General features: G+C 74.4%; 12 protein-coding genes. All 12 read right to left on the bottom strand.

The window, feature by feature from the left end; genetic code table 11:
* The 12 genes from rpe to pyrF all read right to left on the bottom strand — a co-directional run bounded on the left by rpe (window position 1) and on the right by pyrF (window position 12,385).
* On the bottom strand, window positions 1–690 hold the full coding sequence (gene rpe / locus FHX45_RS27270; protein ID WP_167107901.1) for a ribulose-phosphate 3-epimerase: 690 nt from the start codon (window positions 688–690) through the stop codon (window positions 1–3).
* A gap of 44 nt (window positions 691–734) precedes the next feature.
* Window positions 735–1,244 (bottom strand): flavoprotein, encoded by a 510-nt coding sequence (locus tag FHX45_RS27265; protein ID WP_167107899.1) that lies wholly within the window; start codon window positions 1,242–1,244, stop codon window positions 735–737.
* Complete coding sequence (locus FHX45_RS27260) at window positions 1,241–2,656, bottom strand: RsmB/NOP family class I SAM-dependent RNA methyltransferase (protein WP_167107896.1); 1,416 nt, start codon at window positions 2,654–2,656, stop codon at window positions 1,241–1,243. Before FHX45_RS27260 ends, FHX45_RS27265 begins: the two co-directional genes overlap by 4 nt.
* Window positions 2,653–3,579, bottom strand: a complete 927-nt coding sequence (gene fmt / locus FHX45_RS27255) for a methionyl-tRNA formyltransferase (protein ID WP_167107893.1) — start codon at window positions 3,577–3,579, stop codon at window positions 2,653–2,655. The genes FHX45_RS27260 and fmt overlap by 4 nt, the downstream gene beginning before the upstream one ends.
* 174 nt (window positions 3,580–3,753) lie before the next feature.
* Window positions 3,754–5,529: a gamma-glutamyltransferase gene (ggt, locus tag FHX45_RS27250; protein WP_208406150.1), complete on the bottom strand. Its 1,776-nt coding sequence runs from the start codon at window positions 5,527–5,529 to the stop codon at window positions 3,754–3,756.
* Window positions 5,530–5,596: 67 nt separating this feature from the next.
* Complete coding sequence (locus FHX45_RS27245; protein WP_167107887.1) at window positions 5,597–7,666, bottom strand: primosomal protein N' family DNA-binding protein; 2,070 nt, start codon at window positions 7,664–7,666, stop codon at window positions 5,597–5,599.
* A gap of 49 nt (window positions 7,667–7,715) precedes the next feature.
* On the bottom strand, window positions 7,716–8,918 hold the full coding sequence (metK, locus tag FHX45_RS27240) for a methionine adenosyltransferase (protein WP_167107884.1): 1,203 nt from the start codon (window positions 8,916–8,918) through the stop codon (window positions 7,716–7,718).
* A 57-nt stretch (window positions 8,919–8,975) separates the two neighbouring features.
* Window positions 8,976–10,196, bottom strand: coding sequence for a bifunctional phosphopantothenoylcysteine decarboxylase/phosphopantothenate--cysteine ligase CoaBC (gene coaBC, locus FHX45_RS27235; protein ID WP_341771631.1), 1,221 nt, complete (start codon window positions 10,194–10,196; stop codon window positions 8,976–8,978).
* Window positions 10,189–10,461: a DNA-directed RNA polymerase subunit omega gene (gene rpoZ / locus FHX45_RS27230; protein ID WP_017983069.1), complete on the bottom strand. Its 273-nt coding sequence runs from the start codon at window positions 10,459–10,461 to the stop codon at window positions 10,189–10,191. Before rpoZ ends, coaBC begins: the two co-directional genes overlap by 8 nt.
* Window positions 10,462–10,465: 4 nt before the next feature.
* On the bottom strand, window positions 10,466–11,143 hold the full coding sequence (gmk, locus tag FHX45_RS27225; RefSeq protein WP_167107881.1) for a guanylate kinase: 678 nt from the start codon (window positions 11,141–11,143) through the stop codon (window positions 10,466–10,468).
* Complete coding sequence (gene mihF / locus FHX45_RS27220) at window positions 11,140–11,457, bottom strand: integration host factor, actinobacterial type (protein ID WP_017983071.1); 318 nt, start codon at window positions 11,455–11,457, stop codon at window positions 11,140–11,142. Before mihF ends, gmk begins: the two co-directional genes overlap by 4 nt.
* Window positions 11,458–11,575: 118 nt before the next feature.
* Window positions 11,576–12,385, bottom strand: a complete 810-nt coding sequence (gene pyrF, locus FHX45_RS27215; protein ID WP_167107878.1) for an orotidine-5'-phosphate decarboxylase — start codon at window positions 12,383–12,385, stop codon at window positions 11,576–11,578.
* Between the last annotated feature and the right edge of the window lie 21 nt (window positions 12,386–12,406).

Raw genomic sequence — 12,406 nt, 5'->3', positions numbered from 1 at the left:
TCAGTGTGCCGCGCCGGCGTTCGCCGCGCGTTCGCGCAGGGCCGCGACGGCCTTGCCCGGGTCCCCGGCGCCGTAGACGGCGGAGCCGGCGACGAAACAGTCCACCCCGGCCTCGGCGGCCTGCTCGATGGTGTCGGCGTTGATGCCGCCGTCGATCTCGACGAGCAGCTTCAGGTGACCGGTGTCCACCAGGCGCCGGGCGGTGCGGACCTTGGCCAGCACGTCCGGGATGAACGACTGGCCGCCGAAGCCGGGCTCGACCGACATGACCAGCAGGGTGTCGTAGTGCTTGAGGGTTTCCAGGTGGTCCTCGAGCGGTGTGCCCGGTTTGATCGACAGGCCGGCCTTCGCACCCGCGGCCCGCAGGTTCTTCGCCAGCATCACCGGGTCCGCGGCGGCCTCGACGTGCACGGTGACGTTGTAAGCGCCCGCCTCGGCGTACCCGACGGCCCAGCGGTCCGGGTCCTCGATCATCAGGTGGCAGTCCAGCGGGATGTCGGCGGTCTTGAGCAGCGACTGCACGACCGGCAGGCCCAGCGTCAGGTTGGGCACGAAGTGGTTGTCCATGACGTCGACGTGAACCCAGTCGGCCCGGGTGTCACCGCCACCGGCGACGGCGCGGATCTCCTCGCCCAGACGGGCGAAGTCGGCGGACAGGATGCTGGGCGCGATGAGAGGTCGGTGGGCCACGGTTCCGGAGTGTAGATCGTGCGCCCGCGCCGCTTCGGACGCACTCATCCTGTGGACGCCGGGAGCAGGTCCAGCACGGCCGACCAGGGCTTTCCGTACTCGAGACGCTCCACCCGCACACCGGCTTCGGCGAGGGCGGCGAGGTGGCGGCACCACGCCGGATGCCGCAGCCGGCTGTCCTGGACCTGGTAGCCGGCGACGATCGTGACGCCCGGATCGCCGAGCACGTCACCGAGCACGGTGAGCGCCTGGTTGTCCGCGATGCCGAGCGCGAGCTTGGCGATCGAGTTGGCCGAGGCGGGCGCGAACAGGAACACCGCCGGGTCGGGGTGCGGGCGCGGTTCCCCGGGCAGCCGCGACACCGACCGCACCGGCAGGTCGGTCAGCGCCGCCAGCCCGTCGAGTTCACCGGCGGCGTCCAGCCAGCGGTGCGCGGTGGGGGTCAGGGTGATCGCCGGCCGCCAGCCGCGGGCCACCGCCGGCGCGGCCAGCTCGGCGCGGAACCTGGTGTCCAGTCCCCCGCACGCGCTGCCGACCAGCCCGAGGACCGTCACGGCTTGCGCAGCACGGCGCAGAACATCGCGTCCGTGCCGTGCCGGTGCGGCCACAGCTGCACGTACGGCCCGTCGCCCAGCTGCGGCACGCCCGGGAAGAACTCGCGCGCGTCGAGCACCTCGGCCTTGCTGCGGCGGGCGAACTCGCCCACCACGCCCTCGGTCTCGGCCAGGTGCGGTGAGCAGACCACGTAGGCCACCACCCCGCCGGAGCGGGTGAGGTCCAGCGCGGCGCTGAGCAGCTCGCCCTGCAAGCGGGTGAGGTCCGGCACATCGGAGGGCTTGCGGCGCCAGCGCGCCTCGGGACGGCGCCGCAGCGCGCCCAGGCCGCTGCACGGCGCGTCGACCAGGACCCGGTCGAAACCCGGGTCGAGCCCGGAATCACGCCCGTCGGCGACGTGCACGGTGACCGGCAGGCCCTCGGTGGCCTGCTCGACGAGCCTGGCCCGGTGCGGCGCCTGCTCGACGGCGTCGACGTGCGCGCCCTGGGTCGCGGCGAGCGCGCCGAGCAGCCCCGCCTTGCCGCCGGGGCCGGCGCACAGGTCGAGCCAGCGTTCGTCGGAACCGGCCAGCGGCACCCGGGTGAGGGCGAGCGCGCACAGCTGGCTGCCCTCGTCCTGTACCACGGCCAGCCGTTCCCGGATCGGCTCGGAGTCGCCCGGGTCGCCGGCGCCGGTGGGCAGGTGCACCCCGTAGGGCGAGTACGGCGCGACGTCGCCCCCGGTGACGGCGGCGAGCTCGTCGGCGCTGATCTCACCGGGCCGGGCCGCCAGGTGCACGGCCGGACGGGCGTCGTCGGCCTCGAGCGCCGCCTGCAGCTCGTCGCCCTTGTCGCCGAGCGCTTCGGCGAACGCGCGGGCCACCCACCGCGGGTGCGCGGTGCGCATGGCGAGGTGCCCGATCGGGTCCTGCGCGCGGTCCGGGGTCAGCTGCGCCATCCACGCGTCCTCGTCCTGCTCGGAGATCTTGCGCAGGACGGCGTTGACGAACCCGGCGACGTGCGACCCGGCGTCGGCGCGGGCCAGGTCGACGGTCGAGGTCACCGCGGCGTGCTCCGGGATGCGGGTGCGCAGCAACTGATAGGCACCCAGCCGCAGGCAGTCCAGCACCGGGCCGTCGACCTTGTCCAGCGGACGGTCGAGGCACGCGGCGATGATCGCGTCCAGCATGCCCTGCGCGCGGGAGGCGCCGTAGGCGAGCTCGGTGGCCAGTGCGGCGTCGCGGCCGGACAACCGGTGCCGGCGCAGCATGTCCGGCAGCACGAGGTTCGCGTAGGCGTCGCGCTGGCGGACGGCACGCAGCACGTCCAGCGCGACGCGGCGCGCCGGGTCCTCGGCCGGCGGGCGGCGCGGGCCCGGTTTGCGGGGCGCCGGGCGTCCGCGCTGGGGCCGCGAGGGCCTGCGCTCGTTCATGACAGCCGTTCTCCTTGCTCGATGCGGGTACCGCGGGCCCAGTCGGTGGCCGCCATGCGTTTCTTGCCCTGCGCCTGGACCTCGCCCAGCCGCACCGGTTTGGTCGCCGTGCCGGCCAGGACGTGCTTGCGTTCCACGCGCAGCTCGCCGGGTTCGAGGGCCGGCCCGTCGACGACGGTGACCGGGCCGAGCTTGAGCCGTTCGCCGCGGAACCCGGTCCACGCACCCGGATCCGGGGTCACCGCACGGATCCGGCGGTCGACCGCGGCGGCGGGCTCGGTGAACGGGACGCGGGCGTCCTCGACGGCGACCTTCGGGGCGTAGGTGACCCCGTCCGCCGGCTGCGGCACCGCCTGGACCACCCCGTCCTCGACGCCGTCCAATGTGGACACCAGGAGGCGGGCGCCGGAGATCGCGAGCCGCTCCAGCAGCGCGCCGGCGGTGTCGTCGGCGGCGATCTTCTCGGTGACCACGCCGAAGACCGGACCGGCGTCGAGCTCCTTGACGATGCGGAAGGTGGACGCGCCGGTGATCTCGTCGCCCGCGCGGATCGCGGCCTGCACCGGCGCGGCGCCGCGCCACGCGGGCAGCAGCGAGAAGTGCAGGTTGATCCAGCCGTGCCGCGGGATGTCCAGCGCCCGCTGTGGCAGCAGCGCACCGTAGGCGACGACCGGGCACGCGTCCGGGGCCAGCTCGGCGAGCCGGGCGAGGAACCCGGGGTCGCCCGCCTTGGGCGGGGTGAGCACCTCGATGCCGTGCTCGTCGGCGAGCGCGCCGACCGGGGAACGGACGAGCTTGCGGCCGCGGCCGGCCGGCGCGTCGGGCCGGGTGACGACCGCGACGACCTCGTGCCGCGGCGAGTCGAGCAGCGCCCGCAGCGACGGCACGGCGGCTTCGGGGGTACCGGCGAAGACGAGGCGCATCAAGGCACCTCGGCGACGGGTGTGGGACGGGTCGGCATCGGCTCCAGTCTAGTGACCGGCCCGGGTGGCCCGTCCGGGCGGATCACTCCGCCCGTCACCGCCCGGGCCGGCCAACTCACCACCCGCAGCGTTGGCCGGTTGCGGCGGTGAGTTGGCCGCTCCTGGATGCCGCGGTCAGGGTGCGGGGTGCACGACCTGGGCCGCTCCCCCGCCGCGGCGCACCGGCTCGGCGGCGGCCAGCCACCGGCCGTCGGGCAGGCGTTCCACGCCGGTGGCGGCCCCGATCTCCGCCGGGGACGACGAGAACTGCTGGCCCCGCGCCCGCAGGTCGGATGCCGCGCGCAGCGCGAGGAACGCGGGCTCCACCTGAGCCGGCCCGGAGTTGCGCTGCGAGGCCCGCGGCGCGGCGATCGCCTGTTCCAGGGTCAGACCGCGGTCGAGCCGGCCGAGCAGCACCTGCAGCACGGTGGTGACGATCGTCGCCCCGCCGGGCGAACCGGCCGCCAGCAGCGGCTTGCCGTGCTCCAGGACGATCGTCGGCGCCATCGACGAGCGCGGGCGCTTGCCGGGGCCGGGCAGGTTCGGGTCGGGCACGCCCGGGGTGACCGGGGTGAAGGAGAAGTCGGTCAGCTCGTTGTTGAGCAGGATGCCGCGGCCGGGCACCACGATCCCGCTGCCGCCCTCCTGTTCGATGGTGAGCGTGTAGGCGACGACGTTGCCCCACTTGTCGGCGACGGTCAGGTGGGTGGTGTTCTCACCTTCGTACGGTGTGGGCGCCGCGGGGCCCGTCGCGCACGGCTGCGGGTGGCGCGGGTCCCCGGCGGGCACCGTGCCGCTGGCGGCGCGGCCGGGGTTGATCAGGCATGCCCGGCTGTCCGCGAAGCGCTGGCTCAGCAGCTGCCGGGACGGGACGTCGACGAACGCCGGGTCGCCGATCCAGCGGTTGCGGTCGGCGAAGGCGAACCGGCTGGCCTCCAGGAAGTGGTGCAGGTAGTCGGACTCGGAGAACCGGGCGACGTCGAAGTTCTCCAGGATGTTGAGCGCCTCGCCGACCGTCAGGCCGCCGGAGGACGGGGCGGGCATGCCGTAGACGTCGAGGCCGCGGTAGCGGGTGTGGGTGGGCTCGCGCTCGACCGTGCGGTAGGCGGCGATGTCGTCGGCGGTCAGCTTGCCGGGCCGGACGTTCAGCCCGGACGCGGGATCCACCGGCGGGTGCTGGACGGTCGCGGCGATCTCGTCGGCGATCGGGCCGCGGTAGAAGGCGCGGGCGCCCTGGCGGGCCACGGTGTCGTAGGTGGCGGCCAGGTCGGGGTTGGTGAACCGGCTGCCGACCGCGGGCGGTGCGCCGCCCGGCAGGTACAGCTCCCGGGTGCTGGGGAACGCGGAGAACCGCGCCGCGTTCTCCGCGATCTGGGTGTGGAAGGTGTCGTCCACGGTGAACCCGTCGCGGGCCAGGCGGGCGGCCGGGCGCAGCATTTCGCTCAGCGGCCGGGTACCCCACTGGCGCAGCGCGTCCTGCCAGGTGGCCGGCGTGCCGGGGACGCCGACGGACAGGCCGCTGGTGACGGCCTCGGCGAACGGGATCGGCTGCCCGTTCTCCACGAAGAGGTTCTCGCCGGCGCCGGCCGGGGCGGTCTCGCGGCCGTCGAGGGTGTGGACCTGGTGGGTGCGGGCGTCGTAGTAGACGAAGAACCCGCCGCCGCCGATGCCGGCCGAGAACGGGTCGGTGACGCCGAGGGCCGCGGCGGTGGCGACGGCCGCGTCGACCGCGTTGCCGCCCTCGCGCAGCACCTGGGTGCCGATCGCGGTGGCGTCGGGGTCGATGCTGGCGACCGCACCGCCGAACCCGGCGGCGACCGGTTGCCGGGGCGGTGCCTGGTCGGCGTAGGCGACGCCCGGGGCGAGCAGGGCGGCACTGGCGAGAACCGCGAGGACACGCAGAGTACGCATTCGCCGCATCCTGCCCGGTTTCGGTCATCGACTCAACCGGACATGGACGGGACGGCCGGCCGGCGGCTCAGATCAGCGCCAGCGGGTCGAGCTGGATGCGCACCGCGGCGGTTTCCTTGCGCGCCGCGCGGGCGGCCTGCGCGGCGGCCAGACAGGACGCGAGGGCGCGGCCCTCGCCGCGCGGCACGCGGATCAGGGCGCGTTCCCGCTCCGAGCGGCCCTCCTCGTCGGGCTCGGTCAGCGGCACCGGGCCGAGGATCTCCGCCGACGACGGCAGTTCGGTCTCCTCGAGCAGCGCCGCCACCGCCTCGGGCGTGCCCTCCACGCTCGCCATCCGCACGGCCGGCGGGAAACCCAGCTCGCGCCGCTCGGCCAGTTCGCGTTCGGCGTGCCAGGCCGGGTCCCAGCGCACCAGGGCCTGCACCGGCGCGAGGGGCGCTTCCGCTCCGACGATCACGCGGCCCCCGGCGGAGGCGGGGCGCACCAGGGCGGCGGCGGCCATCCAGCGGCGCAGCGTCTCCTCGGCCGCCCGCAGGTCCTGCCGCCCCAGCAGCGCCCACCCGTCCAGCAGCAGCGCCGCCCCGTAACCGCCCTCGGCGACCGGCTCGGCCCCGGGGGTCGCGACCACCAGCGCGGGACGGCCGGGAACGGCCGCCAGCACCTCCCGGGCGCCGGAGGTCCGCACCGGCGTTCCCGGGAAGGCCCGGCCCAGCTCCTCCGCGGTCCGCTTCGCGCCGACCACCACCGCCCGCAGCCGGGCCGAACCGCACGCCGGGCACCGGAAATGGGCCTCGGGCGTGCCGCACCAACGGCAGCTCGGCGGGTGCGCGACGTCGGCACCCGCCCCGCCCGGCAGCCCGAGCGGCCCGGCGCAGCGCCGGCAGTGCGCGGGGGTGCGGCACTGCGCGCACGCCAGCGCGGGCACGTACCCGCGGCGCGGCACCTGGACCAGTACCGGCGCCCCGGCGGACAGGGACTGCCGCGCGGCCTCGAACGCGACCGACGGCAGCCGCGCCACGCGTGCCGCCTCGTCCCGCGCCACGTCGAAGTCCTCCCCGACCGGTGTCACGCGCGGCGCGGCCTTGCGCAGCTCGTCGCGCGAGCCGGTCACCGGGTGCGCCCAGCGCGTTTCGACCAGCAGCTGCGCCTCGGCGGTCCGGGCGAACCCGCCGGCCACGAACGACGCGCCCTGCGCGTGCGCCCGCAGCGCCAGCACGTCCCGCACCTGCGGATACGGCATGTGCGGGTCGACGTGCAGGTCGTCGCCGTCGTCCCACACCACGAACAGGCCGGGGTCGGCGACCGGCGCGAACATGGCCGCGCGGGTCCCGACGACGATCGGCACGCAGCCGCGGGACACGGCGAGCCACCGCCGGTACCGCTCGGCCGGCCCGGTGTCCGCCGACAACGCGACCACCGCATCCGCCCCGGCGACCCGCGCGCACGCGTCGTGCACCCGGGTCAGGTCGCGGTGATCGGGCACCACCAGCAGCGCGCCCCGGCCGCTCGCCGCGGCGAGGGCGGCCAGTTCGGCCAGCCGCGCCGGCCAGTCCTCCCCCGGCAGCGCCTGCCACACCGCGTGTGCCTGGCGGGCGGCGCGGAGGGCGTCGGTGAACGATGCGCCGAACTGGTAGCGCCGCCACGCCCCGGCCGACGGCGCCTCGGTGACCCGCACCGGCTCACGTCCCGGCTCGGATTCGGCCTTGGCGTGGCGCGGCGGGATCGCCAGCCGCAGCACGTCCATCAACGTGCCGCCGTAGTGGTCGGCGACGCGGCGGGCCAGCGCGTACAACGTCGGGGTCAGCACCGGTTCGGGCGAGGTGACCCGTTCCAGGAACGCGAGCCGACCGCGGTGCCCGGTGGTGGCGGCGCGCTCGACGAGGAACCCGTCGACCAGCTGCCCGGCGAACCGCACCCGCACCCGGCATCCGGGGACCGCGTCGCCGTCGAGCTTGTCCGGCACCTGGTAGTCGAACGTGCGGTCCAGGTGCGCCAGCGGCACGTCGACGACGACCCGCGCGATCGGGTCCTGCTCCGCCGGCCGTTGCTGCCCTTTCCGGGACGCGGGACGCTTCGCCGCGGCGCGCCGGGGTGGCGCGGCGGCGGGCAGCTCCCAGAGCGCGTCGGACGAGGTCACACGTGTTCTCTACCAGACGCGCCCGGGCCCGCCGGAAGTACAGGGCGGCTCAGGCGCCCGCGAGCGACCGGAGCGCGTCGGCGCGGTCGGTGTTCTCCCACGGCAGCTGGAGGTCGGTCCGGCCGAAGTGGCCGTACGCGGCCGTGGCGGCGTAGATCGGGCGCAGCAGGTCCAGGTCGCGGATGATCGCGGCCGGGCGCAGGTCGAACACCTCGGTGATGGCGGCCTGGATCTTGGCCGGATCGACCGTCTCGGTGCCGAAGGTCTCCACGAACAGGCCGACCGGCGACGCCTTGCCGATCGCGTAGGCGACCTGCACCTCGATCCGCCCGGCCAGACCCGCGGCGACCACGTTCTTGGCGACCCAGCGCATCGCGTAGGCCGCGGACCGGTCCACCTTCGACGGGTCCTTGCCGGAGAACGCGCCACCACCGTGCCGCGCCATGCCGCCGTAGGTGTCGACGATGATCTTGCGGCCGGTCAGCCCGGCGTCGCCCATCGGGCCGCCGATGACGAACCGGCCGGTGGGGTTGACCAGCAGCTTCACGTCACCGTGGTCGAGGTCCAGCTCGGTCAGCTCGGGCCGCACGACCTGCTCGCGCACGTCGACGCCGAGCATGGTCTCCAGGTCGATGCCGTCGGCGTGCTGCGTGGACACCACGACGGTGTCCAGGCGCACCGGCTGGTCGCCGGCGTACTCGATGGTGACCTGCGTCTTCCCGTCCGGGCGCAGGTAGGGCAGCACGCCGTCCTTGCGCACGCGGGCGAGCCGCCGGGACAGGCGGTGGGCCAGCGCGATGGGCAGCGGCATCAGCTCGGGCGTGTCGGAGCAGGCGTAACCGAACATCAGGCCCTGGTCGCCGGCGCCCTGCCGGTCGATGTCGTCGATGGCGTTCTCCACGCGCGCCTCGTAGGCGGCGTCCACACCCTGGGCGATGTCCGGGGACTGCGCGCCGATCGCGACGTTCACCCCGCAGGAGTTGCCGTCGAAGCCCTTGGCGGAGGAGTCGTAGCCGATGTCGAGGATCCGCTCACGCACGATGGTCGGGATGTCGGCGTAGGCCTCGGTGGTCACCTCACCGGCGACGTGCACCTGGCCGGTGGTGATCAGCGTCTCGACCGCGACGCGGGAGCGCGGGTCCTTGGCCAGGAGGGCGTCCAGGATCGAGTCGCTGATGGCGTCACAGATCTTGTCCGGGTGCCCCTCGGTCACCGACTCCGAAGTGAACAGCCTGCGGTTAGACGCGGTCACCACGCTCACATCCCATCAAATCTTCGTCCCTCCGGCCGTCAGCGTAAGACGTGCCGGTCAGTGCCTGATGAATTCCCCGACCGCGTCCCACACTGCGGCGGCGAGTTGCGCCTTGGAGCCCAGCGGGATAGGTCGCTCGGTGCCGTCGGCGGCCAGCAGCCACCCCGCGTTCTCCTCGACCTCGAACGCCCTGCCATCTCCGACGGCGTTGAGAACCAGCAGGTCACAGCCCTTGCGCCGCAGTTTCGCACGGCCGTGGTCGAGTACGCTACCGTGCTCGTCACCCGTTTCCGCGGCGAAACCGACGACGACCTGCCCCGGCAATCGATTCGTGACCAGTTCCGCGAGAATGTCCGGATTCCGGGAAAGGGTGATGACGGGATCCGGCCGGTCGTCGGTTTTCTTGATTTTGTGACCGGACCGGCTCGCCGGCCGGAAATCGGCGACGGCGGCGGCCATCACCACCACGTCCGCCTCCTTGGCGGCCTCGTGCACGGCCTCGCGCATCTGCTCGGCGGTCGAGACCCGGCGCAGCTCGGCCCCGGCCGGTTCGGGCAGCTCGGCGGTGTGCCCGGTCACGAGCGTGACCTCGGCGCCGCGCTGGACGGCGACGCGGGCCAGCGCGTAACCCTGCTTGCCGGAGGACCGGTTGCCCAGGTAGCGGACCGGGTCGAGCGGTTCCCGCGTGCCTCCCGCGGAGATCACGACGCGCAGGCCCTCCAGGTCGCGCGGCAGGGCCGACGGCGCGGCCAGCAGCAGCCGGGCCAGGTCGACGATCTCGGCCGGGTCGGCCAGGCGCCCCTTGCCGGTGTCGGCGCCGGTCAGCCTGCCGGCGGCGGGCTCGGTGACCACGGCGCCGCGGGACCGCAGCAGCGCCACGTTGTCCCGGGTGGCCGGGTGCTCCCACATCTCGGTGTGCATCGCCGGGAAGAAGACGACCGGGCAGCGCGCGGTGAGCAGCGTGCCGGTGAGCAGGTCGTCGGCGCGGCCCTGGGCCGCACGGGCGAGCAGGTCCGCGGTCGCTGGGACGACCAGCACGAGGTCGGCTTCCTTGCCGATGCGGACGTGCTGCACCTGGTCCACCTCGGTGAACACGCCGGTGTGCACCGGGTGACCGGAGAGCGCCTCGAAGGTGGCCGCGCCGACGAAGTTCAGCGCGGCCTCGGTGGGCACCACGCGGACGTCGTGACCGGTCTCGGTCAGCCCGCGCAGCACCTCACAGGCTTTGTAGGCGGCGATCCCGCCACCCACGCCGAGCACGACGCGGGGTTTACTCACCCTCGGTGTGCTCGAGCAGGCCGGCGTGGATCTCGCGCAGCGCGATCGACAGCGGCTTCTCGCGCGGGCCCGGCTCCACGAGCGGGCCGACGTACTCGAGCAGCCCCTCGCCGAGCTGGGCGTAGTAGTCGTTGATCTGGCGGGCGCGCTTCGCGGCGTAGATCACCAGCGCGTACTTCGAGCTGACCTTCGCGAGGAGGTCGTCGATCGGCGGGTTGGTGATGCCCTCGAGTTCCTCGCCGTAGATGCCGAGCGATGCGGTCACGCGCTTATGCTCCTGAGTTCTCTTCGTGAAGTCGGTGGTCTCCCCGCAGCAAGTCTAACAACTGCCGCGCGGCTTCCCCGACGTCGGCGTTCACGACCCGCACGTCGAACTCGCCGGCCGCCGCGAGTTCCCGCTCCGCCTCGGCGAGGCGGGCGCTGACGGCGGCCTCCGCCTCGGTGCCGCGCCCCTTGAGCCGGCCGACCAGCTCCTCCCAGGACGGCGGCATGAGCATGACCAGCCGGGCGTCCGGCATGGCCGCGCGCACCTGCCGCGCCCCCTGGAGCTCGATCTCCAGCACGGCGGGCCTGCCCTCGGCCAGCGCCCGTTCCACCGGCTCGCGGGGCGTGCCGTAGCAGTTGCCGGTGAACTCGGCGTGCTCGAGCAGCTCGTCCGCGGCGACCATCTTGTCGAACACGGCGCGGTCGATGAAGTGGTAGTGCACCCCGTCGATCTCGCCGGGGCGGGGCGGCCGGGTGGTCACCGACACGCTGAAGTAGATGTCCGGGTCCAGCCGGCGCAGCTCGCCGACCACGCTGGACTTCCCGACCCCGGACGGGCCGGAGACGACCGTGAGCCGGCTCCGGGACCCCTGTCGCGCCTGCCCCGGAACCGGCTCACGGTGCGCCGCCGGGCCGGCATGCCCGCCGGCCCCGGTGACGCGGTCGCTGCCGGTGTCGCTCACTCGCCGCTGAACTCGGCCAGCAGCGCCTTGCGCTGCCGGTCACCAAGGCCGCGCAGCCGCCGGCTCGGTGCGATCTCCAGGCGCTCCATGGTCTGCTGGGCGCGCACCTTGCCGACGCCGGGGAGGGCTTCGAGCAGGGCGGAGACCTTCATCTTGCCGAGAACCTCGTCCTCGTCGGCCTGCTTCAGCACATCGGTGAGCGTGGTGCCGCCTCGCTTGAGGCGCTCCTTCAGCTCAGCGCGGGCACGACGAGCGGCAGCGGCCTTCTCCAGCGCCGCCTTGCGCTGTTCCTCGGTCAGCTGGGGAAGTGCCACGTTTTCCTCCGTAGTACTCAAAATTCTGGGTGGGTGACGCGACGGTACCCACCCCGCGCCACCGGCCACAATGCGGGGGGTGGTCGCTCGGTTCCAGGACAGGGACCTGATATTGGCGCTATCCGGTCAGGCTCGCCTGGACGCGGCGCACCGCGTCGCGCAACGCCGCGGGGCCGGGACCGTGCCTGAGCACGTCCCTGGACGACGCGGGCAGCACCCCGGGCAGGTCCGGACCGAACAGCCGCCGAAGATCGGCCACGGTGGCGCCCTGGGCCCCGAAACCGGGCGCCAGGACCGGTCCGTTGAGCCCGGTCAGGTCGAGTTCGCCGTCGGCGATGGTGGCGCCCACGACCACGCCGACGTCGCCGAGCGAGGCGGCGCCGGCGTTGCACCGGGCAGCTTCGTCCACAATCGACTGCGCGACCGTCTTGCCGTTGGCCAGCAAGGCGTTCTGCAGCCCGCCGGCCTCCGGGTTGGAGGTGCGGGCGAGCACGAACAGGCCCTCGCCGGTGCCCAGCGCCGGCGCCAGCGCACCGAACCCGAGGTAGGGCGACACGGTGATCGCGTCGGCCCGGACGGGCGCGTCCGGACCGAGGTAGGCCGCCGTGTAGGCGGCCATCGTCGACCCGATGTCGCCCCGCTTGACGTCCAGCAGCACCAGCGCACCGCGGTCGCGGGCGTGTTCCACCACGCGGGCCAGGACAGCCGCGCCGGGCGGCCCGAACGCCTCGAAGAACGCCGACTGGGGCTTGACGACGGCCACCTCCGGCGCCAGGGCGTCAACCGCCGTCAGGGCGAACTTCTCCAGCCCGCCGGGATCCCGGTCCAGGCCCCACGCGTCGAGCAGCTCCGGATGGGGGTCGATCCCCGCGCACAGGTTCCCGCGCGCGGCGATCGCCGCCACCAGGCGTGCGCCGAAGCCCGTCACGCCACGGCCCCCTTCACGCCT

This window comes from Amycolatopsis granulosa, assembly GCF_011758745.1.
GTDB lineage: Bacteria > Actinomycetota > Actinomycetes > Mycobacteriales > Pseudonocardiaceae > Amycolatopsis_E > Amycolatopsis_E granulosa.
This window is presented reverse-complemented; position numbering and strand designations above follow the sequence as displayed.